Below are 25335 nucleotides of genomic sequence, written 5' to 3' on the forward strand. Positions count from 1 at the left end.
CCCTACTGAACTCACTTCGCCTTCATAGAAACCGCTGGCGCGCCATCTGGTCCCAGCGATGCTACCCATTGACTGATGGCAGCGATATCCTTTTCACCCAGCATATGATCCGCATCGATCGTGCGGGCATCAACGCGCGCGCCGCCGGAGCGCAGCAGTGCGGAAAGCGCTGGCGCAAACGGTGAATAGAGTTTGTCCTCGTCGCCCGTAATCGTCAGAACACGCGTCTTGCTCAGATTGGCGACCGGAACATTATCCAAAACCGGCATCGAGCGCATCAGGATAGCGCGTTTCACCAGATCGGGGTGAAGTATCATGGTTGCAGCCAGAAGATTGGCGCCATTCGAATAGCCCACGAAAGTTGCATGGGTAAGATCGAGATCCTTTTCGTCGGCCAGACGGGTGAGAAAAGTCACGAAGGCATTGGCTTCGAGCTTAACGTCCTTCTGGTCGAATTTGACCGGCGAGATGCGCTTGTACCAGCGCGTACCGCCATCCTGCATCACGCGGCCACGAATGCCAAGCAATGTGGCGCGCGGCCAGATCCTGGAAGCCAGCGGCACAAGGCTGGTTTCATTCCCGCCTGAACCATGCAGCAGAATCACCAGTTCATTCGAAGCATTTTCCGGCTTGTAGAAGCGGTGAATGAACTGCTTGCTGCGCGAGAAATTCTGCTCCGGGGTTGTTTCCGTATCCATCTTCTTCTCGCGCATTGTCACGCCTTCACCAAGCTTCGGAGCACCCTGCTCTTCCTTCATCGACGCGGCAATAGCGCTCAGAACCTTGCCCTGACCGTTCGTCGAAACAGGCTGCCCTTCGGCCAGAGCCGAGCCAGCCGCCACCGTGAATGCAGCCGCCGCCAAAGCGGCAATAAACATCTTCTTTACCATGATCTCTACATAGCCAATGAGACGTTAACGAAGGTTTGAAGGCAGCTCTTCCCGGGTGCGTCCCCACCCCTGCCGGCGATATCAATTTTATCCGACACATCTCTCCGAAATCGCTCTCCGCGCCTTTTCGGGATGCGCTAATGTAATGCCGTTAACAGCAGAGTTTTAGCGAGAATATGGCAGAATGCACGAAAAGTTACATCGTGTTACAATTCTGTTACGCTTTCACGCGGTTTCAACAATGCGTGAACAAGGGGCAGGTCCCAAATTATCCATGCTTTTGACGCGTTTACGTGGGAACCTATCTGCAACTTGAGGGTCAATTTTTTTGGAAGTGGGAATGACCATGAGCAGCTTCAAACCGGGACGTTTTTCATCCGCTCGTCTCACTTATGATGCGGTGACGCCCAAAAGCCTCTACCTGAACCGTCGCTCTTTCATGGTCGGCGCGGGTGCTCTGGCTGCTGCCGGTGTCGCATCGTCGGCTTTTGCCGAACCGCTCAAGGCCAAGGCTTCCGCCTATAAGGTCGATGAAAAACTGACCCCGCAGGACGCGGTGACGACCTATAACAACTTCTACGAGTTCGGCACGGACAAGAGCGACCCGTCCGCCAATTCCGGCAGTTATAAACCGCTGCCATGGAAGCTTACGGTCGATGGCCTTGTGAAACAGCCAAAAGAATTCGACATTCAGGACCTGATCGCGAAGATGCCGCTCGAAGAACGCATCTATCGGATGCGCTGTGTCGAGGCATGGTCGATGGTCATTCCGTGGATCGGATTTCCGCTCGCAAGCCTTCTGTCGCAGGTGGAGCCGCTTGGTTCCGCCAAATACATCGCCTTTACCGGCGTCGTGCGACCGGAAGAAATGCCGGGCCAGACCGGACTCTTTCAGGTTCTCGACTGGCCCTATATCGAGGGCCTGCGTCTCGACGAAGCCAATCATCCGCTGACCATCCTTTCGGTCGGCCTTTACGGCGAGACATTGCCCAATGCGAACGGCGCGCCGATCCGGCTCGTGGTGCCCTGGAAATACGGCTTCAAGGGGATCAAGGCGATCACGAAGATCAGCTTCGTCGAAAAGCAGCCACCGACCTCATGGCAGCAACAGGCCGCCAACGAATATGGCTTCTACGCCAATGTGAACCCGGAGGTCGATCACCCGCGCTGGAGCCAGGCGACCGAGCGGCGTATCGGCGAAGGCAGCTTTCTCGGCTCGGGCCGTCGCCCGACATTGCCGTTCAATGGTTATGGCGACGAAGTCGCGTCACTCTATGCGGGCCTGGACCTGAAAGCGAATTACTGACATGGCGACAGCGACCCAGACAAGTAACCAGACAGCCAGGAAGAAAACAACCCGGCCCGGCGAATGGAAAATCTGGCTGCTCTATGTGGTCGGTTTCGTTCCGGCAGTCTGGACGTTCTATCTGGGTGCGACCGGCAATCTTGGCGCCGATCCGGTCAAGACTTTTGAACACACGCTTGGCCTGTGGGCTCTGCGCTTTTTGATTCTGACCCTCATGGTAACGCCGATCCGCGACCTCACAGGCATCGCGTTTTTACGCTACCGGCGCGCACTCGGCCTGCTTGCCTTCTATTATGCGCTGATGCACTTCGCCACCTATATGGTGCTTGATCAGGGCCTGAACCTGTCCGCCATCATCACCGATATCGTGCGACGGCCCTTCATCACCATCGGCATGATCAGTCTGGTCCTGCTGGTGCCGCTGGCGCTCACCTCCAACAACTGGTCGATCCGCAAGCTCGGCCGCCGCTGGAACAGCCTGCACAGACTGGTTTATGTCGCGATAGCGGGGGGCGCCATCCATTTCATCATGTCGGTAAAGAGCTGGCCCGCCGAACCGGTTATCTATGCCGGGATCGTCAGCGCGCTGCTTCTGTGGCGTCTGGTGCGCCCGCACGCCCGCAACCGCAAGCCTGTTGCCCGCCCGCGCGGCCAAGCAATGGCGCTAAAGAAATAATCCCGAAATGCAGAGCAACTTTCTACAGTTTCTAATATAGAAACTTAAATTCCTTATTCTAAGGGATACCCCCATGACATGACGATGCAAATCATGTCAGTATCCCCGCGATTTCCGCACGCTGAATAATTCCAGACAGCGGCAACCGACGAATACGGAATGCATATGTCTTCTCTCCTGAAATCGGCTCCCGTCCGCATCGCAGGCAAGTTCGTCTTCATTTTATTCGTCCTTATCTTTGCGATATGGGCCAGCTTCGCCATGTGGTTCCAGTTGCCCTTCGGCGATGCCATGCGCGGATCGATTATTGCCGTCTGGCTTCTGATCGCTCTCGGGGTGATTGCAGGCGAAAGACATTATAGCTGTTGGCGCAGGCGACTGGTCTTCTGCCTTCTGGCGCTGGTGATGCTGGGGGCATGGTCGACGGTGCGCCCATCCCTCAACCGTATATGGGCGCCCGACGTTGCCCGCACGGTAACGGGGCAGATCAATGGCGACATGATCACCCTTTCCAATGTCCGTGACTTCATCTGGCGGACAACGGAAGATTTTACACCCAACTGGAAAGAGGAAACCTACGACCTCAGCAAGATCACGTCCGTGGACGTCTTTCTTTCCTACTGGTCAGGCCCTGCAATCGCCCACACGCTTCTGTCATTCGGCTTCGAGGATGGTCGCCATGTGGTTTTTTCGGGAGAAATTCGCCGCGAACACCATGAGGTCTATTCGCCGATTGCCGGTTTCTTCCGCAAATATGAGCTGGCTATGATTGCCGCCGAAGAGCGCGACATCATCTATCTGCGCACCAATGTCCGCAAGGAAAACGTCTATCGCTATCGCGTGAAACTGCCGCAGGCAGGCGCGCGCGAACTCTTCCTGTCCTATGTCGAGCTTGGCAATGAACTGGCTGAACAGCCGAAATTCTACAATACGCTGACGGCGAACTGCACCACGATCATCTTCCACATGGCGCGCGTTCTGGACCCGGCCTTCCCGTTCGATTACCGCATTCTCCTGTCGGGCTACCTGCCCGGCTATCTGCACGATCACGGCTGGATCGAGAATGGCGGCACGCTGGAGGAAACAAGGGAACGCGCGTCGATCGATGCAAGAGCGCTGGCAGGCGGACGCGACGGCTTTTCGGAACGAATCCGCAAATAAAAACCCCGCCGAAACCGAAATTTCGACGGGGTTCGCATCGATATGAAGAAATTACACCGCAGCGGTGATGATGATTTCAACCTTGTAGTCAGGCGTTGCCAGCGCAGCTTCGCCGGTAGCGCGGGCAGGCGTGTGAGCCGGATCGACCCATGCGTCCCAGACAGCGTTCATTTCGCCAAAGTCCTTCATATCGGCAAGCCAGATAATGGCCTGAAGGATCTTGGTCTTGTCGGAACCCACTTCCTTGAGAAGACGGTCCACCTCGGCCAGAACGGCCTTGGTCTGTTCAGTGACGCTGGCACCCGGATTTCCCACCTGACCGGCGAGATAAACGGTGTTGCCGTGAACAACGGCCTGGCTCATGCGCGGGCCGACTCCGATGCGACGGATGCTCATGGTGAACTCCTCTCAATACTGCTCTTCTGCGGGAATGCTCCCGCATGTGAATATGTTGCGCATCCTTATTAAAGCCCTAGTCTGCTTTGGCAATGCCAATGCCAACCCGATTTGCGCATTTTCGGCAAAAAGAGCATTTCCAGCAAAAGTGCGAAGCGGTTTTGCGTGAGGATAATGCGAGGAAACAAATACTTGGAGCGGCCTCAGCGACACAGCTTCAACTGGAACCGCTCCAAAGAGGAGGACAGCCATGTCGGAACCACTCGCAGAGATATATCGCGACTATATTGCATGCCTGAACCGGCAGGATTGGGATAACCTCGGGCTTTACGTGCATGAGGAAGCAATTCATAACGGCAGACCTTTGGGACTTGGCGGTTACCGCACGATGCTGGAACAGGATTTCGAGGCGATCCCCGACCTGCGCTTCAACATTGAGCTGCTTGTCAGCGAACCACCCTATATTGCCAGCCGACTCCAGTTCGATTGCACGCCCAAGGCGCTATTGTTCGGGCTTCCGGTCAACGGCAAACGAATCCAGTTCGCCGAGAATGTTTTCTATGAATTCGAGAATACGCTGATAAGGAAAGTCTGGTCAGTCATCGACAAGGCAGCGATTGAAGCGCAACTGTGATATAGCGCCCGTCACCATTGACTCTTTGTCCCCCTCCCCCTATAAGCCGCGTCACGTTCGCCCGCGCGGTTTACGGATGGTTTTGTGCTGTCCGTCGCAAGGGACAAGAACCAGCTCCTGTTCAATAGAGCATGATCCCGAAAAGTGAATAACGGTTTCGGACAAGATCGTGTTCAACGGAAAAACAGAATTAAGAAGGGCCGCACACCGCGGTATTAAATAAATGAAGCGCACTTACCAGCCATCCAAGATCGTCCGCAAGCGTCGCCACGGTTTCCGTGCACGCATGGCAACCACCGGCGGCCGCAAGGTTCTCGCCGCTCGCCGCTCGCGCGGCCGTAAGCGGCTTTCCGCTTAATCTTTTCCCGCGCTGTCGCGCGGTGAATAAAGACATGAACAAGCCGAAACAAATACTCCGCCTTCGCAAGAGAGCGGAGTTTTTGGCTTTGAGGAATGGTGAAAAGCGACGTGGTCCACTGTTTCTTCTCGAAGTCCGCGAGCGGGCGCAAGAAGAATCGAAAACCGCCAAAATCGGCGAAAAACCCCGTGCAGGTTTCACCGTAACGAAGAAAAACGGCAACGCCGTGATAAGAAACCGCATCCGCCGCAGGCTGCGAGAAGCGGTTCGTTGTCACGCAGGGCGTGACATGGCGCCTTCGACCGACTATGTGATCGTAGCGCGCGAGCAAGCCCTCACTGCGCCCTTTTCGCGACTGACCGAAGAACTCTCCCGCCGCATCAAGGCGAAGGGTGAACGGCGGGGCGATGGGAAACGCCGAACGGAAAGACCGGAATCAGGACCCGTCAATGGAAAATAATCGTAATTTCTTCATCACCATTGCCCTGTCCATCCTCGTGCTAACGCTGTGGCAAGTGTTTTATCTGGGTCCGAAAACGGAAGCCCAGCGGGAGCAGGCACGCATTGAGGAGCAGCAGCAGCAGAAACAACAGGCGACGCAACAGCAGGCTCAAAGTGGCGACACGCCGCAGATGCCCGCCACCTCCGGGAACATTCCCGGCCATGGCGATGTTGCAGCCGCGGGCGGCACGCTGACCCGCGAAGCAGCCATTGCCCAGACGCAGCGCGTCGAAATCGACACGCCTTCGCTGCGCGGTTCGATCAACCTGACCGGCGCGCGCCTCGATGATCTCTTCCTCAAGAATTATCACGAGACCGTCGACGACAATTCTCCGAATATCGAACTGCTCGCGCCTTCCGCGCTGAAGCAGGGCTATTTCGTAGAACTCGGCTTTACCGGCAACGACACGACCGGCCCGGTTCCGGGACCGAACACGGTCTGGACCGTGGAGGGCAACAACAGGTTGACCCAGGCCACGCCGGTCACGCTGACCTATACCAACGAGAAGAACATCACCTTCAAGCGCGTCATTTCGGTTGACGACGCCTATATGTTCGCCGTTGAAGACACCATCACCAACAATACCGGCGCGCCGATCTCGCTGGCCTCCTATGGCCGCGTGACCCGCTTCAACCAGCCGGAACATGCAAGCGCGACCTATGTTCTGCATGAAGGCCTGATCGGCGTCATGGGTCAGGACGGCCTGCAGGAAATCAAATATTCCAAGGTCGAAGACGACAAGGACATCTCGTTCAAGGACGTCATGGGCGGCTGGCTCGGCATCACCGACAAATACTGGGCCGCAACGCTCGTACCGCCGCAGGACGAAAAATTCACCGGTCGCTTCTCGCACTTCACCAATGATCGTCCGCGCTATCAGACCGACTTCCTCGGCGCGCCGATGACAATCGCGCCCGGTCAGGCACAGACGCTGAAGAACCACGTCTTCGCCGGTGCGAAGGTGGTCACACAGATCCAGGCTTACGAACAGCAGCTTGGCATCAAGCAGTTCGAGCTCCTGATCGACTGGGGCTGGTTCTACTTCATCACCAAGCCGATGTTCTATCTCATCGACTGGATCTACAAATTCTCGGGCAACTTCGGCGTCGCCATTCTGGTCGTCACCGTTCTCCTCAAGGGCCTGTTCTTCCCGCTTGCCAACAAGTCGTACAAGTCGATGGCACGCATGAAGCTGGTGCAGCCGAAGCTGACTGAAATCCGCGAGAAATATGCGGATGATAAGATGAAGCAGCAGCAGGAAATGATGCAGCTCTACAAGCAGGAAAAGATCAATCCTCTGGCCGGTTGCTGGCCGGTGCTGGTGCAGATTCCGGTGTTCTTCGCGCTCTACAAGGTGCTCTACGTCACCATCGAAATGCGCCATGCGCCGTTCTTCGGCTGGATTCAGGACCTTGCAGCGCCCGATCCGACCTCGCTCTTCAACCTGTTCGGTCTTCTGCCTTACACCGTGCCGCACTTCCTGATGATCGGCGTCTGGCCGCTCCTGATGGGCATCACGATGTTCCTGCAAATGCGCATGAACCCGACGCCTCCAGATCCGACGCAGGCTGCCATCTTCACCTGGATGCCAGTGATCTTCACCTTCATGCTGGCTTCGTTCCCCGCTGGTCTCGTGATCTACTGGGCATGGAACAACCTGCTCTCCATCACCCAGCAGGGCATCATCATGAAGCGCCAGGGCGTGAAGATCGAACTCTTCGATAATCTCAAGGGCCTCTTCAAGAGAAAGCCGAAAGAAGCGAAGAAATAGACTTGAAAGAACCCCGCTTCGGCGGGGTTTTTTGTGCCGTCATGTTGACAATGCGGCCCATAACATTGATGCGTGTACGCAAGAGAACACACCGACCGGGACAGAACCATTGAGCGAGCAGGATAAGAAGCAGGCGGCAATCAGGGCCGCTCAGGCAGCGGCGGATGCAGTCCGGGAAGCCCAGGCGGCACTCGTCGAGGAAGGACGCCTGCTCTTCAAGAAATCATGGATATTCATCCGTGGCGTCCCGTCGATGAATTTCCTGCCGCCCGAAGGACCCGTGGAGATCGCCTTTGCAGGCCGCTCCAATGTCGGCAAGTCGTCGCTCATCAACGCGCTCGTCAACAAGAAGGGTCTTGCGCGTACGTCCAATACACCGGGCCGCACGCAGGAACTGAACTATTTCGTGCCGGACGGCTATTCCGGCGAAAACGGCGACCTGCCGCCGCTGGCACTGGTCGACATGCCCGGCTATGGCTTCGCCGAAGCGCCGAAAGCGCAGGTCGATGCCTGGACGCGCCTGGTGTTCGATTATCTGCGTGGACGCACCACGCTGAAACGTGTCTATGTGCTGATTGATTCCCGCCACGGCATCAAGAAGAACGACGCGGAAGTGCTCGACCTTCTCGACAAGGCGGCTGTGTCCTATCAGATCGTGTTGACCAAGATCGACAAGATCAAGTCTGCGGGCGTACCGCGCCTGATAGAAGAAACGCACAAGCTTACCTACAAGCGCGCCGCCTGCTTCCCCGGTATCATCGCGACATCGTCGGAAAAAGGCGAAGGTTTCGACGAGCTGCGTGCAGCAATCGCGCTGCTGCTGAAAGAATACTGATAATCAGCTCGGGCAGCTTTCCGGTTGCCCGTCCAAACCTTCGTTCAATCGTTCGAAACGGGCACTCACATGCCCGTCACCGCGCCGGATGTGCAGCACGTAGATACTGTCGAAATCATCGCTGCGCCATTTCGGCACCGCAGCTTTATCTCCGCCATTGTCCTTCAGCAGATTTCTGGCCAGCTTGTAGAGCTGCTTGTGTTCCCAGCCAACCAGTATCGTCGCATTGCTGTATTGCGGCTGCTCAAGCGCCGCCTGCAGCTTGCCGATCTCGTCATAGCCAAAGCGCGTATCGACCGGCATTCCAAAACGGATGGCAGTCGGCTCCACCGTCGCCAGCGGGCGGTTATAGGCATAGGAAATGCCGCTATCCGTCTTCTCCTTCGCGGGATCAGGCGCGAAAATGGCATCGGGCTTGCCGAAATCCCGTGCGAGGACGGCGGGCAATTTCAAAGAGCGATTGAGGCCCCGGCAGTCGAGCTGTCCCATGCCATCTTCGGGCTTTTCTCCGTGACGGACGAGAATGATTGTTTCGGTCGTTGGTGCCGGTGCAGCATAGGACGCAGTTGCGCCAAGTACGGTAGCAAGAACGGTGAGGAATATTTTGCGCATGATGCGATCTCTGAAAATCATTCCGGTTCAAAAACCTGCATAGGCCGCAGACCAGCTTTTTGTTGGGCATGTTTCGGGCCGCAAATTCAAATAATCGCGAACGGGTAAGCGAAAAATAAGCATCTGCGGATTCCAATTGCGATAAATCCGGTCTAGAAGAACCTGCCTCTTTTTGCCCTGTCGCCTGCCATGGAGCCCGCGATGACGACACTTGAAAATCCCGAAATGCAAGCGCAACTCCTGTCGGCTGCCCTGCCCTATATGCAGCGCTACGAGAACAAGCATGTCGTCGTGAAATATGGCGGCCACGCCATGGGCAATCCGGAACTGGGCAAGGCCTTCGCGCGTGACATCGCGCTTTTGAAGCAATCGGGCATCAATCCGATTGTCGTTCATGGCGGCGGCCCGCAGATTCAGGCCATGCTGACGAAGCTCGGCATCGAATCCCGCTTCGAAGGCGGCTTGCGCGTCACCGACGAAAAGACCGTCGAAGTGGTGGAAATGGTTCTGGCCGGTTCCATCAACAAGGAAATCGTCGCCCTCATCAATGCCGAAGGCGAGTGGGCAATCGGGCTTTGCGGCAAGGATGGCAACATGGTCTTTGCGCAGAAGGCGCACAAGACCGTCATCGATCCCGATTCCAATATCGAGAAGGTGCTGGACCTCGGCTTCGTCGGCGAACCGGCGGAAGTGGATCGCACCCTGCTCGATTTGCTGGCACGTTCCGAGATGATTCCGGTCATTGCGCCAGTGGCACCGGGCCGCGACGGCCACACATATAATATCAACGCAGACACATTTGCCGGCGCGATTGCCGGTGCGCTCGCCGCAACGCGCCTCCTGTTCCTGACCGATGTGCCGGGCGTGCTCGACAAGGACAAGAACCTCATCAAGGAACTGTCGGTTGCCGATGCGCAGGCGCTCATCAAGGACGGCACGATTTCCGGCGGTATGATCCCCAAGGTGGAAACCTGCATCGAAGCAATCCGCCGTGGCGTGGAAGGCGTCGTCATTCTGAACGGCAAGACCCCGCATTCGGTGCTGCTGGAGCTTTTCACCGAGCACGGTGCCGGCACGCTTATCGTGCCGTAATAAGAAGAAGCACGCTTATCGTGCCTTAAGGATCGACCATGACCGATATTCCGGACAGAGCTGCCTTCGCCCACGTCACCGACTGGGTGTTCGACCTCGACAACACGCTCTACCCGCACGCCGCCAATCTGTTTTCGCAGATCGACGTGAAGATGACGACCTATGTCGAGACTTTGCTGAAGCTGCCGCGTGACGAAGCGCGCAAGATCCAGAAGCAGTTCTATCTGGAATATGGCACCACGCTGAAAGGCCTGATGGAATGCCATCAGATCGACCCGGACGATTTTCTCAGACAAGTCCATGACATCGACTATTCCTGGCTGACGCCCGATCCGGCGCTCGGACAGGCGATCAAGGCGCTGCCGGGCCGTCGCTTCATCTTCACCAATGGTGATCGCAGTCATGCCGAACGTGCCGCCAGCCAGCTTGGAATCCTCGATGATTTCGACGATATTTTCGACATTGTCGCGGCAGGCCTGACACCGAAGCCGGAACGGGCCACCTATGACCGCTTCCTCGGCGCTTTTGGCATCGATGCGGGCAAGGCAGTCATGTTCGAGGATCTGGCGCGCAATCTGGTCGTTCCCAAAACACTCGGCATGAAAACCGTGTTGGTCGTGCCGAACAATTTTGAGCCTACATTTTCCGAGATATGGGAAAGCGATCCCGAATTCACCGATCAGGTGGACTATGTGACCGATAACCTGACCCAGTTTCTGGAAACCATAATTGCAGACCGATAGGCAATTCACCGGCCTTGAAAAACGCATCGACAAGGCCGCCCACCGCCTTCTCGACAATCTGCCCCGTCACCGGATCAGCGATGCGCTGATCGAGTTTCTGGTCTTCGGGCTGAAACAGGCATGGGCCTGCCTTTTCGGGGGCGCCATGCTGGCGCTCATCATGCTGACCCGCTGGTTCTGGCCGGATGGCGGTGCAGGATTCATCACGCGCTACGATTTTCTGTTCCTGTCCGCGCTTGCCATCCAGCTTGCCATGCTGCTTTTCAAGCTGGAGGCATGGGAGGAAGCCAAGGTCATCCTCATCTTCCATGTGGTCGGCACAGCGATGGAAGTGTTCAAGACCCATGCCGGTTCATGGGTCTACCCGGAGGAGAATTTCTTTCGCATCGGTGGCGTGCCGCTGTTTTCCGGCTTCATGTATGCGGCTGTCGGCTCCTACATGGCGCGCATCAATCGCATCTTCGATATAAGGCTGAACCACTATCCACGACTCTGGATGACCGTCATTCTGGCCGCCGCAATCTATATCAACTTTTTCGCCCACCACTTCATCTGGGATATGCGCTGGCTGCTGTTCGCCGCGACCTTCGCCCTTTTCTGGCGCACCAGCATGCACTACCGCGTCTTCCGCTTCCGGCACAAAATGCCGCTGCTGATCGCCTTCCTGCTGACCTCGCTCTTCATCTGGATTGCAGAGAACATAGGCACATGGTCCAAGGCCTGGCTTTATCCGAACCAGCGCAATGGCTGGGAGCTGGTCTCAATGAGCAAGCTCGGCTCGTGGTACCTCTTGATGATTATCTCAGTCGTGCTGGTGACGCTCGTTCACCGCCCTCGTCCCTATCAAGCAGAAGAAAAGCCGCAAAAAGAAACGCCCGACCATTTGGCCGGGCGCATCGAACAGAAAATCCGGGGCGATCAGAGCTTATAAAAATCCTTGATCTGTTCCCAGGCTTCGTCGGCGGTTTCGACAAAGTTAAGCAGTTCGATATCGGCAGGCGAAATCGTGCCCTGCTCGGCCAGAAACTCGATATTGATGGCCTTGGTCCAGAATTCCTTGCCGAACAGGATCAACGGCATCCGCTCCATACGGTTGGTCTGGATCAGGGTCATCGCCTCGAATAATTCGTCCATCGTGCCGAACCCGCCAGGGAACACGCAGATCGCCTTGGCCCGCATCAGGAAGTGCATCTTGCGGATCGCAAAATAATGGAAGTTGAAGCAGAGGTCTGGCGTGACATAGACGTTGGGCGCCTGTTCGTGCGGCAGCACAATGTTGAGCCCGATCGTCGGGGCACCGACATCGGCCGCACCGCGATTGCCGGCTTCCATGACGCCGGGGCCGCCGCCCGTCACCACGATGAACTCGCGATAATAGGTCGTCGCGGAATATTCGGAGCAAAGCCGCGCAAACTTGCGCGCTTCCTCGTAATAATGCGCATTGGCTTCGAGGTTCTTCTTCTGAATCTCGTTCTTGGCCGCCCATGCTTCGCCGCCCGGTTCCGGAATGCGCGCACCGCCAAACATGACGACAGTGGACTTGATGCCCCGGTCGGCCAGAATCATTTCAGGTTTGAGGAGTTCAAGCTGCAACCGGATCGGTCGCAGTTCGCTTCGGGTCAAAAAATCCTCGTCCGTAAAGGCAAGGCGATAGGCAGGGGCTTCGGTCTGTGGCGTCTGCGGTACGGTGCGCGCCTGCTTGACCGCTTCCTCTGAATTCGGGAATGGCGTCCAGCCAGACTTCTCCATCGGGTTCATTCGTCTCACCTGCTCCTTCATTATCGCCATTCAACGCATAACAGCATCCATTCTGGCGCTAAATGCTTAATCTGTCTCAAACGTGGCACAGCAATCGGATCACGAACGACATTGACCCTCATGGCGCCTTCGCTTAATCAATTGCCCAGCAAACGGGCCGGACTTGTCCACGCCTGCCTTCCGCCGCCCCTTCATGGAGATCGACCCTATGACCAAGCCAGACCTCGCCTCCCTTGAGAAGACAATCGACAAGGCTTTTGACGAGCGCGACGGTATCAACACGGCAACGCGCGGCGAAGTGCGCGAAGCCGTCGAACACTCGCTCATTCTGCTCGATCGCGGTGAAGCCCGTGTCGCAGAAAAACAGGCGGACGGCAACTGGCATGTCAACCAATGGCTGAAGAAAGCAGTTCTGCTCTCCTTCCGTCTCAACCCGATGGAAGTCATCAAGGGCGGCCCCGGCCAGTCATCCTGGTGGGACAAGGTGCCCTCGAAATTCGACGGCTGGACGGCCAATGAATTCGAAAAGGCCAGCTTCCGCGCCGTGCCGAACTGCATCGTGCGCCACTCGGCCTATATTGCGCCAAACGCGATCCTGATGCCGTCCTTCGTCAATCTCGGCGCCTATGTCGATGAAGGCACGATGGTCGACACCTGGGCGACCGTCGGCTCCTGCGCGCAGATCGGCAAGAACGTTCATCTTTCGGGCGGCGTCGGCATTGGCGGTGTTCTGGAGCCGATGCAGGCCGGTCCAACCATCATCGAGGACAATTGTTTCATCGGCGCCCGTTCGGAAGTCGTTGAAGGCTGCATCGTGCGCGAAGGCTCAGTGCTCGGCATGGGTGTTTTCATCGGCAAGTCGACCAAGATCGTGGATCGCGCAACCGGCGAAGTCTTCTACGGCGAAGTGCCGCCCTATTCGGTTGTCGTTGCCGGCACCATGCCGGGCAAGAACGTTCCCGGTGAAAACTGGGGCCCAAGCCTCTATTGCGCCGTCATCGTCAAGCGTGTGGACGAAAAGACCCGCTCCAAGACCTCCATCAACGAATTGCTGCGCGATTGACCGACAATTCAACGTGCTGAAAACAAAAGGCGACGCTTTTGGCGTCGCCTTTTTCATTTGAGACTTGTCGCCCCTTCGGATGGCGCAACGCCTCTGATCCGGGCAATCCGGGGAGACATTGACGCCATCCTCCGGGGAGATTTTGTAGCAGCCTTCGGTTGTCTGCGTATCTCATGCGTGAGGGGGACGAACGCAGGAGACAATCGCAGGACAACCGACAGGCTCAGCTATCAGAGCAAATTAGTTCTGGTAGCTGGATGGGGAGGCATCGCCGAAGCGATGAGCCGAACCGTCCTGATTAACCGGCGCAGACTGATGAATGGCAGCCGGAGCCGTATAATCGATGTTGCTGCGGGTCGAAGCGACCGGGGTTTCGCCAGGAAGAACGAAAGCCTTGTCCTGAGCAGCCATTGCAGGCGGCTGGCCGACAAACGGGTTTTCAGCATAGGCAGCACCGGCGCTAAGAGCGACAGCAAGAGCGGCGAGAGCGAACTTCTTCATTTCTTTATTCCTTTTCTCCATAGCGTCCCCGGCATCAGCTTTTCGTGGCTGGAACTCAAGATCGTGTCCTGAGCGCAAAGGGGACATTCGGTTAACTGAGCCTTCGTGGCCCGCCCTAAGGTGTCAGGCACATCTGGGAGGAAATGCCCCGACACCATCGGAAATACATGCAATGCGGGTATTTCATTCATGTCCGGTCCAGATGAACCGGAGAGGCCAAAGTCCGAACGGACTTTTAGTTCTGGTAAGAGGAAGGCGATGCATCACCGAAGCGGTGAGCCGAACCATCCTGATAAACCGTTGCCTTGTTGATCGAAGCAGGAGCCGTGTAGTCGAGCTTCTGGCTCTGGGTCGCAACCGGGGTACGGTCATTTGCATAAAGATCGGCAGGTTCGCCGACATGCGGGTTTTCAGCAAAGGCAGCACCGGCGCTAAGAGCGAGGGCAGCGGCAGCAAGAACAATCTTCTTCATTTTCCTATCTCCTTGGAAAGTGGAGCGGCGTTTGTTCGTCGTTCCGATGCTGCTGAAATGGGTGACAATGGGTAAAAGTTCCAGTCACGAAATTGTTTTGTTGATCACACATTCGTGCAGGATTTTTTTGGAAGAACGATAATGATAATTTGTAAAAACTAACAGTAACAATGATTTAATTGATATACCAGCAATCACGCGACTGTTACAATCCTACATTTGTTCAAAAAGCGCGAACAGTCTGTCCAAATATATTGTCCAATGACAGTGAACAATGAGGCCATTTTCCGCAAAATCGACGTTAAAGAAGCGAAGCGGGCTTCGTCGAAATGACACCCTGATTTGCCTCTGACATCGTTTAGCCAGTCAATTCAGCCCTTACTAAACAAAAAAGCCGCATCGAAATGCGGCTTGGTAAGGCTTGATGGATCGAATGAACCGGCCTTCAATCGAACGCCGTGACCCTGTCAGTTGTTTGCGACCGCGACCGAACGCCCGGCGATGGAAACCCACTGGCCGGAATTGGCGGGCGACTGCATCTTGATATAACGATAAGAGGTTTTCTCGACCGGCAACACCTCATCGCGCAGATTGTCGAGAATATAATCGCCATGATCGGTACGCGCCGTCAGAACGACGTGCGCTTCGCTGCCCTGCACCATGGTGATGAGAAGTTGCGACGGGCTGATGCCGCGCGCCATCAACTGGGCGCGTTTCATCAAAACATAGTCCTCGCAGTCACCCTTGCCGTTGACGGGCATGGTCCAGTGATCGCGCTTGCCATAATTATCCTGATCGGAAACAGGCTTGATGCGATGATTGACGGAACTGCTGACCGATTGCAGCAGCTTGGCGCGCTGAGGGGTCATCTTCATCGGCGGCAACACGCGATGCGCGCCGCAATCGCGCCGATTGCGATCGCAGTAATCCTTGTGTCCGTAAGGAATGCTTGTTAGCCCGCCTGCTTCACTCCATTGCGCGGCCTTGGCCGGTATCGTTGTCGCCCCGAAGAGCACCATCATGCCTGCTATCGCAGAAGTGACAAAACGCATGCGCAGTTTCCCATTTTAAAGAGTCCCCGTTGACCGGCCCTTTGCGGGTCTCGTTATCAACTTTTTTTTAACTAACGATGACAGGGGGCCTCCGGTCAAGGAAATTTCGTTCCCAAATTGAAACCGCTTGAGAAAAACAAGTGAAAGGCGAAAAATGCATCCTGCCGCAACCGCCGGATTATTGTTTCATCCGGTGATATCTATCTGTTTATTTCAACGCGCATCTTAATCCGAAAACCGCTTCGCACTTTTCGGGATGCGGTTTGTTTTCACGCGCATCTTAGTCCGAAAACCGCTTCGCACTTTTCGGGATGCGCGATAATCTCTCCCTCAGACGATTCCTTTTACAAAAAAAGTCCCGATCTCATGAGCTTAGCCGTCAATCCCGCCGATAACCTTGCTGCCCTCATCCGCTGCGCATCCGTAACACCTGCCGAAGGTGGCGCGCTGACGGCGCTGGAAGCGATGTTGAAGCCGATGGGTTTTTCGGTGGAGCGGCCCATCTTCCGCGATGAAGGCACGCCGGATATTGAAAATCTCTATGCGCGCAAGTCGGGCAATGGCCCGCATCTGATGTTTGCCGGGCACACCGATGTCGTGCCGCCCGGCAATAAAGGCGACTGGAAACACCCACCCTTCGGTGCCGCTATTGAAGACGGCGTGATGTATGGTCGCGGTGCGGTGGATATGAAGGGCGGAGTTGCCTGTTTCGTGGCCGCAGTTGCCCGCCACATCGAAAAGCACGGCAGCATCAAAGGCAGCGTCTCCCTCCTCATCACCGGCGACGAGGAAGGTCCGGCCATCAATGGCACGGTCAAGCTTCTCGATTGGGCGAAACAGCGCGGCGAAAGCTGGGATGCATCAATTGTCGGAGAGCCGAGCAATCCGAACGCACTTGGCGATGCGATCAAGATCGGACGGCGCGGCTCGCTGTCCGGCACGATCACCGTCCATGGCGTACAGGGCCATGCCGCCTATCCGCATCTGGCCGAAAACCCGGTGCGTGGCATTACCACGCTGGTCGACAGCCTGCTTTACCCGGCTTTCGACGAGGGCACGGCCAATTTCCAGGCCAGCAATCTGGAAGTGACCAGCATCGACGTCGGCAACAAGGCCACCAATGTCATTGCAAACAAGGCAACGGCCTCGTTCAATATCCGCTTCAACGATACCTGGACGGCAGAGACCTTGCAGGCCGAAATCATCGCGCGTCTCGAAAAAGCCGCCCGAGACAATCGCCTGCGTCCAGGCCGCGAAACGCCGATCAATTATGAACTCACCTGGCGCGAGCATCCGAGCCATGTGTTCCTGACCCGCGACGAGAAACTGATCGGCACGCTGACGGATTCGGTCGAGGCGGTAACCGGCAGACGTCCGGAACTATCGACATCGGGCGGCACATCCGATGCCCGTTTCATCAAGGATTACTGCCCGGTGGTCGAATTCGGCCTTGTCGGGCAGACCATGCATATGGTCGACGAGCGCGTGGCCCTTGCCGACCTCGAAGGCCTGACACAGATTTATGAACGCTTCATCGCCGATTTCTTTGGGTAACGCATAATCCCGGAAAGTCGCATGACTTTTCCGCCAGGATTACGCGAAATTTGGGAACCTCATGCCAAGCCTGGACGATATTTTCAGATATTTCTGGGGCGTCTGGAAAATGATGCTCGGGCGCAAGGAAGGACTGGGCTATCTCGACATTTCCGCCGAGGGCTTCTGGTCATCCTTTTTTGCGATAGCGATTGCGCTGCCCCCCATGTTCGCGAACTGGGTGTCCTATGCGGCGGACCTCACGGCTGGCCGTGACGAGGCAGGCTTGCGCTTCGCCATCGTCACCCGCGCCGCAGTCGTGGAGATAGCGGCGTGGATCATTCCGCTTGTCATCATCGGCCTTCTCGCCAAGCGCATCGGCATTGCCAAACGTTATGCGGCTTTCGTGATTGCGACCAACTGGGGCAGCGCCCTGATTTCATGGATCTTCGCACCGATCACGTTGCTGCAACTGTTCTTTCCCGGACAGCTTGATATCACGACATTGTTCGCCATCATCATGTTCGGCATATCCATCGTGCTGGGTTACCGGCTGACATTCGTTGCGCTGCAACGCCCGCATGCCTATGTGGCACCGTTCTTTGCCTGCACCGTTTTCGGTTCGCTCTTCCTGACTGTCCTGCTGCAGAATTTGCTCGGGATCGGTTTCGATCCGCACGCCTATTAAGCTAAGATGGCGCGAATGCCTCGATCTTAGAACGGAAAGGCGTAGTCCACACCAACAAGATAAAGCCCATAAGGCGGGGCAACCTGCCCGCAGGCCTTGCGATCTCTGGCTTCCAAAGCAGACTGCAGATCATCCGCTGTCCAGCGACCCACGCCCACTTCCATCAGGCTGCCTGCAAAGGACCTGACCTGATTGTGCAGGAAGGACCGCGCCGAAACGCGCATTTCTATCATGTCACCAATCCGAGTGATGTCGAGCCGGTCGAGCGTCTTGATCGGGCTCTTGGCCTGGCATTGCGTTGCGCGAAACGTGGTGAAGTCGTGCTCTCCCAGAAGCCGCTTCGCCGCTTCATGCATCGCTTCAGCATCAAGCCGCTTCTGCACCCACCATGCGCGCTGATAATCAATAGCCAGAGGCGCACGGCGATTATGGATGCGGTAGAGATAATGCCGCGCCCGCGCAGAAAAGCGCGCATCGAATGTGTCCGTCGTCTTCTCGACATTCAGGATACTGACGCGCTCGTCCGCCATGACCAGATGCGCATTGACCGCATCGCGCACCTTGCCTGCGCCCCAATCCTTGGTGAGATCGACATGGACAACCTGTGCCGTCGCGTGAACACCAGCATCGGTGCGGCCCGCAGCGCTTAACGTCAGGTCTTCGCCACAGAATTTCTTGAATGCCAGTTCAATGGCATTCTGCACCGCATGGCCGTTTTCCTGCCGCTGCCAGCCGACATAGGGCGTGCCGTCATATTCGACAGTGAGCTTGTAGCGCGGCACCGCCTACAGAACCTTCATGACCTGTGCGCCACGCAGAAACTCCTGCGCAGGCAATGGCTTGCCGCCGGAGCGTTGCAGCGTGACGAGCCGCACGGCACCCTCACCACAAGCAACCGTCAAGCGATCATCCAGCACCGTACCCGGCTCGCCCTTGCCCTCACCCGGCGTCGAGCGCTGAAGTTTTATACGTTCGGCAGCGCCGTTGATTTCCATCTCGCACCAGGCACCAGGAAAGGGCGACAGTCCGCGAATGGTGTTGTGCACATCCTTAGCAGGCTTCGACCAGTCGATGCGTGCCTCGGTCTTCTCGATCTTGGCAGCATAGGTGACGCCTTCTTCCGCCTGCGGCTGCAGGGCAAGGCTTTCACGCTCCAGCGCACCCAGCGCACGGATCATCAGGTCGGCGCCGATCATGCTCAGACGATCATGCAGTTCGCCTGCTGTCATGTCAGGCGTAATCGCGACCTTTTCCGCCATGGCAACGGGACCAGTATCGAGCCCTGCATCCATCTTCATGATCATCATGCCGGTTTCGCTGTCACCCGCCATGATGGCGCGCTGGATCGGAGCAGCACCGCGCCAGCGCGGCAGCAGCGAGGCATGGCCGTTATAACAACCCAGACGCGGCGCATCCAGAATGGCTTGCGGCAGCAGCAGGCCATAAGCCACGACAATCGCGACATCGGCCTCGAGGCTTGCGAAAACCTCCTGCTCTTCCGCGCCCTTGAGGCTTTTCGGCGTGAACACCGGAATGCCGAACTGTTCGGCCTTCTCATGCACCGGCGACTTGGTCAGCTCCAGCCCGCGACGGCCAGCCGGACGCGGCGGCTGCGTATAAACTGCAACAACCTCATAACCGTGACCGATAATGGCGGTGAGGATCGGCACGGAAAATTCCGGCGTCCCCATGAAAACGACACGCATTAAAGCACTCTCTTCGATGCTCGCTGGCTGGCGAGCTTCTTGAACTTCTTGATGACCATATCGCGCTTCAGCTTGGAAATATGATCGATGAAGAGCACGCCGTTCAGGTGGTCGATCTCATGCTGCAGACAGGTGGCCATCAGTCCGTCGGCTTCGATCGAATGCGGCTTGCCGTCGGCATCGAAATAATTGACCTTGATGGCCGCTGGCCGTTCCACCTCGGCATAATAATCCGGGATCGAAAGGCAGCCTTCCTCATAGGTGCTGGCTTCATCCGTGATGCCGATGATCTCGGGATTGATGAAGACATGCGGCGCTTTCGGTTCACCTTCCTTGGCAAGGTCGATGACGAGCATACGGATCGGCTCGCCCACCTGAATGGCGGCAAGACCAATGCCCGGCGCATCATACATGGTGTCGAACATGTCGCCGGCGAATTTGCGCAGATGGTCGTCAAAGCGCTCCACAGGCTTGGAAACCTGGCGCAGGACGGGATCGGGAAGGATGACAAGCGGTTTTACAGACATGGGCTTTCACGTAATAGCTCGCGTGAGAATCGTCAATTACACTTTGCAAAATGTTCTTGTTTTGATCTCATCAAGGCGGCACGAATCAGCTAAGCTTCTCTCATGGAAAACCAGAATCTCTTGAATGAGCCGCTTCTGCAGCTCGGCGCCACGTCGTTCACGCTCGGGAATATCCTGCTTGCGGGCATCGTCGTGCTGGTGCTGTGTCTTGCCATTTTTCTGATCGCGGCAACACGCTCTGCCCGGCTTCGCGCAGTCGCGGAAGCGCAGGCCGAAGACCGTGCCCGCGATGCCGAATATCGCATGGCGGAAATCCTCAAAGCGCAAGCCGAGATGCAGGGCCGAATGCAGACCATGGCGGAAGTGTTCGGTTCGCGACAGGCGGAACTCAACCAGTCGATCCGCGAGCGACTCGATGGCATGACGCATCGCATCGGCCAGACCATGACCGAACAGACCCGTTCGACGCATGAAAACCTCGCCAAATTGCAGGAGCGTCTCGCCGTCATCGACACGGCGCAGAACAATATCCAGTCGCTCGCCGGACAGGTGGTGCAGTTGCAGGCGATCCTCGCCAACAAGCAGACGCGCGGCGCTTTCGGCCAGTCGCGCATGGAAGCGATCATCGCCGACGGTCTGCCGCAGGGTGCCTACGAGTTTCAGGCAACGCTCTCCAACAGCACCCGTCCCGATTGCCTTGTGCGCATGCCCAACAATGCGCCCTCGCTGGTGATCGATGCGAAATTTCCGCTCGAAGCCTGGAATTCGATGCGCGAAACGGAACAGCCGGAGGCGCGCAAAACAGCAGTCGCCCAGTTTCGCCGCGACATGGAAGTGCATATCAAGGATGTCTCCGACAAATATCTGATCCCCGGTGAAACGCAGGATACGGCTTTCCTGTTCGTGCCATCGGAGTCGATCTTCGCCGATATTCATGAGCATTTCGAGGCGCTGATCCAGCGTGCACACCGGGCGCGAGTGGTCATCGTCTCGCCGTCGCTGCTGATGCTGTCGATTCAGGTCATTCAGGCGATCCTGAAAGACGCCCGCATGCGCGAGCAGGCGCATGTGATTCAGGGCGAAGTGATCCGGCTGATGGAAGATGTCGGCCGTCTCGACGAGCGCGTGCGCAAGCTTCAAACCCACTTCGTGCAGGCCAACAAGGATATTGACGATATTCTTGTGTCGTCCAGCAAGGTCACGAAGCGCGGTGCGAAGATCGAGGCGCTGGAATTCGGCCCCGCGCCCGCAGAGGAAGTATCCCGCCCTCAATCACGGCAGGCGGAAAGCACCCCCACCCAAATGCGTTTGCGCGTGGTGGATGAGGACTAATTGCTTCGGCTTAAAATAGCGACGCTGCTATTTCCCTCATCCTGAGGAGGCGCAAAGTGCCGTCTCGAAGGACGAGGGAAACGCACAACTCGCCCTTCATTCTCAGCCTGTCAAAGGGGCGGGCAACACAACGGCTCATCAAATATTAGCTGGTCGGTCCGAATGACCGAGATCGCGTTCCGGCCAGACCAGATCACGCACGCGCTGCTTCAACACCTTGGCTTCAGGAAAACCGCCATCGCGCTTGCGTTCCCAGATCAGCTCTTCGCGACCATCTGGCATCAACACACGGATTTCAAAAACCCCGCCGGTCCCCGGACGCAACGTCACTTCGCCTAAGTCCTGCCCGAAAGTCTGCAACAGTTCCTGCGCCATCCACGCCGCCCGCAACAGCCAATTGCATTGGGTGCAGTAGGTGATGGAAATGCGAGGAAGATCAGGCACTTGATGAATCCTATTAGGGTGCGGAGGCTGCCGCTTGCGTCAGCCTCCATAATCATAGCTTACTTTTCTTTACGGACACCTTTGAAAGGCGTCCCATCCTTTTTGCCATCCATAAAACGGCCAGTGTCACTATCTCGCTTAGTCCAAGTTTCCGTCTTCGGATTATAGACCTGTGAGCGATCTCGAACAGCACCATTACGGTGTCCATCACCTTTTGGTGGGTTGGTAGCCATAGGATTCCTTTCTTTGAAAAAGAAAAGCCAGCACCGGTTTGGTGCTGGCCTTTTCGTTAAGCTGACCTCTGCAACAACGCTGCTTCGCGACTGCCTAGATGCCTGCGCTCTTTAAGAACTTCGTTCACGCGGGCAGGATTAACATCAAAATTCGCTGCGATGCGGTTCTGGAATTCTCCAGCCCAATGCCGCAACCAAATTTTCACTGCATCATCAAAGGTGAGCGTGTAGCTCGGGATAAAAGAAGGAGCCATTTTGACCTCCATTTCAAGAAGCCCTCTTGAAACGAAAACTCAGAAGTGCGATTCAAACACTGTAGCTGTTTAGCGTCGCATTCCCGATATTTTCCGTCCAGCGGGTTCGGGCATGTCCGCTGACACCATGGGTCACATTACGCATCGAGTTCGAGTCGGTGGGTTTTGTGGCCCTTTAAATTAAAGCCGATACTGTCGGCGCTCATAGACAGAATTGGCTAATTCTCTTCTTTTCATGAGCTTTTCTCCACTATTCACAGGCATTCAAATTACTTGAGCTTTCTTGCCCAAGATTCTTTGACAGAAGCACGACCGAGATCAGTCAAAACATAACTACCTCTCGTCAAGGAGGTACCCTTGCGATATTCGGCCAGTCCTTTCTTATCTAAAGTTCTATGGCTCACCAGGTTACGGATGATTTGACTCAGTCTGTCATCGCTCCGTCCCTGTAAGGGCAACAAGTCCTCATTGGTAGGCTTGACTATTTCGCGCAGCTTTTTGGCCAACACCGAAATCTCCAGCCCTAAATCTTCATCTCCATACTTTGCGATGACGGCAAGTGCTGGGTCTATCAAGTCTACCTCCCGCGTGCGCATCGCATTAACCATCTATCTTTCTGTTTTAGTGTTCACATTTTACCGGTTTAGGAATCCGAATCTAATAATAGTGGATTCGTTAACCATGTCAACTCGCGATATGTTCCCGTTATGTTTTGAATGGGGAAACAAAAAAGGGGCGCAGAAGCGCCCCCTCGATCTCAACCCGTTAATTCGTCAAATCGCTCATAATAAAGCTATACGACTGGATCAATCATCACCCATCTTGAGCGCCTGAATAAAGGCCTCCTGCGGGATTTCGACCTTGCCGAACTGGCGCATACGCTTCTTGCCTTCCTTCTGCTTGTCCAGAAGTTTGCGCTTACGCGAAATATCGCCGCCATAACACTTGGCCGTCACGTCCTTGCGCAGTGCCGAGATCGTCTCGCGCGCCACGATGCGGCCGCCGATTGCCGCCTGGATCGGGATCTTGAACATGTGCTGCGGGATCAGCTCTTTCAGCTTTTCGCAAAGCACACGACCACGCTTTTCAGCCGCCGAGCGGTGAACCAGCATCGACAATGCATCCACGGGCTCTTCGTTGACAAGGATCGACATCTTGACCAGATCGCCTTCGCGATAATCTGAAAGATTGTAGTCAAACGAGGCATAGCCCTTCGAGATCGACTTCAGGCGGTCGTAGAAATCGAAAACGACTTCGTTGAGCGGAAGATCATAGGTGATCATCGCACGCGGGCCGACATAGGTCAGATCGATCTGGAGGCCGCGACGCTCCTGACAAAGCTTCATGATGGCACCGAGATAATCATCGGGCGTCATGATGGTTGCGCGAATCCAAGGCTCTTCAATCGCAGTGATCTTTACCACATCCGGCATATCAGCCGGATTGTGCAGCTCTTTCTGCGAACCATCCTGCATGTTCAGGCGATAGACAACCGAAGGCGCGGTCGTAATGAGATCGAGATCGAACTCGCGCTCAAGGCGCTCTTGAATGATTTCAAGATGCAGAAGCCCGAGGAAGCCGCAGCGGAAACCAAAACCGAGCGCCGCAGAGGTTTCCATTTCAAACGAGAACGACGCATCGTTGAGGCGCAGCTTGCCCATGGCAGCGCGCAGGTCTTCGAAATCTGCCGCATCGACAGGGAACAGCCCACAGAACACCACCGGCTGTGCAGGCTTGAAGCCCGGCAGCATCTTTTCGGTGGGGCGGCGATCTTCGGTGATCGTGTCGCCAACGCGGGTATCGGCCACTTCCTTGATCGAAGCGGTAATAAAGCCAAGCTCACCGGGACCGAGTTCATCCATCTGAACCATCTTCGGCGTGAACACGCCGGTTCGTTCAACAGGATATTTCGCACCCGTGCCCATCATGCGGATGGTCTGGCCCTTCTTGAGCACACCGTCGATGACGCGCACCAGAACGATGACGCCGAGATAGGAATCGTACCAGCTATCAACCAACATGGCCTTGAGCGGCGCATTGCGGTCGCCTTCCTTCGGCGCGGGCAACTGCGTGACGATGGCTTCCAGTACATCTTCGATGCCGATTCCGGTCTTGGCGGAGATATGCACGGCCTGCGCCGCATCGATGCCGATCACTTCCTCGATTTGGCTCTTGACGCGCTCAGGTTCGGCAGCGGGGAGATCGATCTTGTTCAGCACCACCACGATTTCATGGTTGTTGTCGATGGCCTGATAAACATTGGCCAGCGTCTGTGCTTCCACGCCCTGGGAAGCGTCCACCACGAGAAGCGAACCTTCACATGCCGCCAGCGAGCGCGAGACTTCATAGGCGAAGTCGACGTGACCGGGCGTGTCGATCAGGTTCAGCACATAATCTTCGCCGTTCTTCGCCTTGTAATTGAGACGGACGGTCTGCGCCTTGATGGTGATGCCGCGTTCGCGCTCGATATCCATCGAGTCGAGAACCTGATCCTTCATCTCGCGCGTATCCAGCCCGCCCGTCAATTGAATGAGGCGGTCGGCCAGCGTCGATTTGCCATGATCGATATGGGCGACGATCGAAAAATTGCGAATATGGTCAAGTGGTGTGCTCATGCGCGCGATTTAACAGCAAGCAGCAAAATCTCAAAGCTCTATTAAGCGTTAAACATGGGAAAAAGCCCCGCTATCATGATCGTGACAACAAGTCCCCTTTGCCTTGTGGCAAAAAGGCGATAAATCACCGGCAATACAGACGCATCGCGACCACTGTTCGAAAGTGGCGCAACTGGCTTTC

General features: G+C 56.2%; 29 protein-coding genes. 15 read left to right on the plus strand and 14 right to left on the minus strand.

All coding sequences use genetic code 11. The features are described from left to right. Positions 1–11: 11 nt before the first annotated feature. On the minus strand, positions 12–890 hold the full coding sequence (locus ACYSN1_RS15510; protein ID WP_461726501.1) for an alpha/beta hydrolase: 879 nt from the start codon (positions 888–890) through the stop codon (positions 12–14). A gap of 346 nt (positions 891–1236) precedes the next feature. On the opposite strand from ACYSN1_RS15510, the gene msrP reads away from it, so the two are divergent. The 3 genes from msrP (at position 1237) to ACYSN1_RS15525 (ending at position 4033) form a co-directional block, all read left to right on the plus strand. Continuing rightward, positions 1237–2196, plus strand: coding sequence for a protein-methionine-sulfoxide reductase catalytic subunit MsrP (msrP, locus tag ACYSN1_RS15515; RefSeq protein WP_461726502.1), 960 nt, complete (start codon positions 1237–1239; stop codon positions 2194–2196). A 1-nt stretch (position 2197) separates the two neighbouring features. Beyond that, complete coding sequence (gene msrQ, locus ACYSN1_RS15520) at positions 2198–2872, plus strand: protein-methionine-sulfoxide reductase heme-binding subunit MsrQ (protein WP_461726503.1); 675 nt, start codon at positions 2198–2200, stop codon at positions 2870–2872. 165 nt (positions 2873–3037) lie between these two features. Then, the gene (locus tag ACYSN1_RS15525) at positions 3038–4033 is read left to right on the plus strand and encodes an Lnb N-terminal periplasmic domain-containing protein (RefSeq protein WP_461726504.1); all 996 of its coding nucleotides are present in this window, start codon (positions 3038–3040) and stop codon (positions 4031–4033) included. A gap of 51 nt (positions 4034–4084) precedes the next feature. Here ACYSN1_RS15525 and ACYSN1_RS15530 read toward each other — a convergent pair whose 3' ends face one another. Then, positions 4085–4429: a RidA family protein gene (locus ACYSN1_RS15530; protein WP_461726505.1), complete on the minus strand. Its 345-nt coding sequence runs from the start codon at positions 4427–4429 to the stop codon at positions 4085–4087. A gap of 250 nt (positions 4430–4679) precedes the next feature. Here ACYSN1_RS15530 and ACYSN1_RS15535 point away from each other — a divergent pair, with 250 nt between their 5' ends. The 5 genes from ACYSN1_RS15535 to yihA all read left to right on the plus strand — a co-directional run bounded on the left by ACYSN1_RS15535 (position 4680) and on the right by yihA (position 8529). Continuing rightward, a complete protein-coding gene (locus ACYSN1_RS15535; protein WP_461726506.1) occupies positions 4680–5063 on the plus strand; it encodes an ester cyclase in 384 nt (127 codons plus the stop codon). Positions 5064–5286: 223 nt separating this feature from the next. After that, a complete protein-coding gene (rpmH, locus tag ACYSN1_RS15540) occupies positions 5287–5421 on the plus strand; it encodes a 50S ribosomal protein L34 (protein WP_006467565.1) in 135 nt (44 codons plus the stop codon). A gap of 34 nt (positions 5422–5455) precedes the next feature. Beyond that, positions 5456–5881, plus strand: a complete 426-nt coding sequence (gene rnpA, locus ACYSN1_RS15545; RefSeq protein ID WP_461726507.1) for a ribonuclease P protein component — start codon at positions 5456–5458, stop codon at positions 5879–5881. Continuing rightward, positions 5871–7694: a membrane protein insertase YidC gene (gene yidC / locus ACYSN1_RS15550; RefSeq protein ID WP_461726508.1), complete on the plus strand. Its 1824-nt coding sequence runs from the start codon at positions 5871–5873 to the stop codon at positions 7692–7694. Before rnpA ends, yidC begins: the two co-directional genes overlap by 11 nt. Positions 7695–7725: 31 nt before the next feature. Next, complete coding sequence (gene yihA / locus ACYSN1_RS15555) at positions 7726–8529, plus strand: ribosome biogenesis GTP-binding protein YihA/YsxC (RefSeq protein ID WP_461726509.1); 804 nt, start codon at positions 7726–7728, stop codon at positions 8527–8529. A gap of 3 nt (positions 8530–8532) precedes the next feature. On the opposite strand, the gene ACYSN1_RS15560 is transcribed toward yihA, so the two are convergent. Continuing rightward, positions 8533–9141, minus strand: a complete 609-nt coding sequence (locus ACYSN1_RS15560; protein WP_461726510.1) for a hypothetical protein — start codon at positions 9139–9141, stop codon at positions 8533–8535. A gap of 201 nt (positions 9142–9342) precedes the next feature. Here ACYSN1_RS15560 and argB point away from each other — a divergent pair, with 201 nt between their 5' ends. From argB to ACYSN1_RS15575, 3 genes are read left to right on the plus strand one after another with little or no spacing between them, the layout of a single operon-like run. Continuing rightward, positions 9343–10233 (plus strand): acetylglutamate kinase, encoded by an 891-nt coding sequence (argB, locus tag ACYSN1_RS15565; protein ID WP_010659426.1) that lies wholly within the window; start codon positions 9343–9345, stop codon positions 10231–10233. A gap of 38 nt (positions 10234–10271) precedes the next feature. Then, entirely contained in the window at positions 10272–10976 is a 705-nt protein-coding gene (locus ACYSN1_RS15570; protein ID WP_461726511.1) for a pyrimidine 5'-nucleotidase, read from the plus strand. After that, positions 10963–11907, plus strand: coding sequence for a DUF817 domain-containing protein (locus ACYSN1_RS15575; protein WP_461726512.1), 945 nt, complete (start codon positions 10963–10965; stop codon positions 11905–11907). The genes ACYSN1_RS15570 and ACYSN1_RS15575 overlap by 14 nt, the downstream gene beginning before the upstream one ends. Here the strand turns inward: ACYSN1_RS15575 and ACYSN1_RS15580 are convergent. After that, complete coding sequence (locus ACYSN1_RS15580) at positions 11895–12734, minus strand: LOG family protein (protein WP_461726513.1); 840 nt, start codon at positions 12732–12734, stop codon at positions 11895–11897. The genes ACYSN1_RS15575 and ACYSN1_RS15580 overlap by 13 nt on opposite strands. A 208-nt stretch (positions 12735–12942) precedes the next feature. On the opposite strand from ACYSN1_RS15580, the gene dapD reads away from it, so the two are divergent. Then, positions 12943–13797: a 2,3,4,5-tetrahydropyridine-2,6-dicarboxylate N-succinyltransferase gene (gene dapD / locus ACYSN1_RS15585; RefSeq protein ID WP_461726514.1), complete on the plus strand. Its 855-nt coding sequence runs from the start codon at positions 12943–12945 to the stop codon at positions 13795–13797. Positions 13798–14037: 240 nt separating this feature from the next. On the opposite strand, the gene ACYSN1_RS15590 is transcribed toward dapD, so the two are convergent. The 3 genes from ACYSN1_RS15590 to ACYSN1_RS15600 all read right to left on the minus strand — a co-directional run bounded on the left by ACYSN1_RS15590 (position 14038) and on the right by ACYSN1_RS15600 (position 15789). Further along, a complete protein-coding gene (locus tag ACYSN1_RS15590) occupies positions 14038–14298 on the minus strand; it encodes a hypothetical protein (protein ID WP_461726515.1) in 261 nt (86 codons plus the stop codon). Positions 14299–14533: 235 nt separating this feature from the next. Next, positions 14534–14770, minus strand: a complete 237-nt coding sequence (locus ACYSN1_RS15595; RefSeq protein WP_461726516.1) for a hypothetical protein — start codon at positions 14768–14770, stop codon at positions 14534–14536. A 467-nt stretch (positions 14771–15237) separates the two neighbouring features. Continuing rightward, positions 15238–15789, minus strand: coding sequence for a transglutaminase-like cysteine peptidase (locus ACYSN1_RS15600; RefSeq protein WP_461726579.1), 552 nt, complete (start codon positions 15787–15789; stop codon positions 15238–15240). Between the two features lie 399 nt (positions 15790–16188). On the opposite strand from ACYSN1_RS15600, the gene dapE reads away from it, so the two are divergent. Further along, complete coding sequence (dapE, locus tag ACYSN1_RS15605; RefSeq protein WP_461726517.1) at positions 16189–17376, plus strand: succinyl-diaminopimelate desuccinylase; 1188 nt, start codon at positions 16189–16191, stop codon at positions 17374–17376. Positions 17377–17437: 61 nt separating this feature from the next. Beyond that, complete coding sequence (locus tag ACYSN1_RS15610; RefSeq protein ID WP_461726518.1) at positions 17438–18043, plus strand: hypothetical protein; 606 nt, start codon at positions 17438–17440, stop codon at positions 18041–18043. Between the two features lie 26 nt (positions 18044–18069). Here the strand turns inward: ACYSN1_RS15610 and truA are convergent, their stop codons facing one another. The 3 genes from truA to def are packed head-to-tail and all read right to left on the minus strand — an operon-like array spanning position 18070 to position 20276. After that, a complete protein-coding gene (gene truA / locus ACYSN1_RS15615) occupies positions 18070–18825 on the minus strand; it encodes a tRNA pseudouridine(38-40) synthase TruA (protein WP_461726519.1) in 756 nt (251 codons plus the stop codon). A gap of 3 nt (positions 18826–18828) precedes the next feature. After that, positions 18829–19749: a methionyl-tRNA formyltransferase gene (fmt, locus tag ACYSN1_RS15620; protein WP_461726520.1), complete on the minus strand. Its 921-nt coding sequence runs from the start codon at positions 19747–19749 to the stop codon at positions 18829–18831. Further along, entirely contained in the window at positions 19749–20276 is a 528-nt protein-coding gene (gene def, locus ACYSN1_RS15625; protein WP_461726521.1) for a peptide deformylase, read from the minus strand. The genes fmt and def overlap by 1 nt, the downstream gene beginning before the upstream one ends. A gap of 102 nt (positions 20277–20378) precedes the next feature. On the opposite strand from def, the gene ACYSN1_RS15630 reads away from it, so the two are divergent. After that, entirely contained in the window at positions 20379–21608 is a 1230-nt protein-coding gene (locus tag ACYSN1_RS15630; RefSeq protein ID WP_461726522.1) for a DNA recombination protein RmuC, read from the plus strand. 138 nt (positions 21609–21746) lie between these two features. Here the strand turns inward: ACYSN1_RS15630 and ACYSN1_RS15635 are convergent, their stop codons facing one another. The 4 genes from ACYSN1_RS15635 to lepA all read right to left on the minus strand — a co-directional run bounded on the left by ACYSN1_RS15635 (position 21747) and on the right by lepA (position 25154). Continuing rightward, entirely contained in the window at positions 21747–22052 is a 306-nt protein-coding gene (locus ACYSN1_RS15635) for an Rdx family protein (protein ID WP_461726523.1), read from the minus strand. Between the two features lie 289 nt (positions 22053–22341). Next, positions 22342–22539 carry a hypothetical protein gene (locus ACYSN1_RS15640; RefSeq protein WP_112812703.1) on the minus strand — a complete coding sequence of 66 codons (198 nt, stop codon included), beginning with the start codon at positions 22537–22539 and terminating at the stop codon, positions 22342–22344. Between the two features lie 269 nt (positions 22540–22808). Next, complete coding sequence (locus tag ACYSN1_RS15645; RefSeq protein WP_461726524.1) at positions 22809–23114, minus strand: hypothetical protein; 306 nt, start codon at positions 23112–23114, stop codon at positions 22809–22811. Positions 23115–23345: 231 nt separating this feature from the next. Next, positions 23346–25154 (minus strand): translation elongation factor 4, encoded by a 1809-nt coding sequence (gene lepA, locus ACYSN1_RS15650; RefSeq protein WP_461726525.1) that lies wholly within the window; start codon positions 25152–25154, stop codon positions 23346–23348. Positions 25155–25335: the final 181 nt, after the last annotated feature.

This window comes from Brucella sp. LJL56 (genome assembly GCF_054871705.1).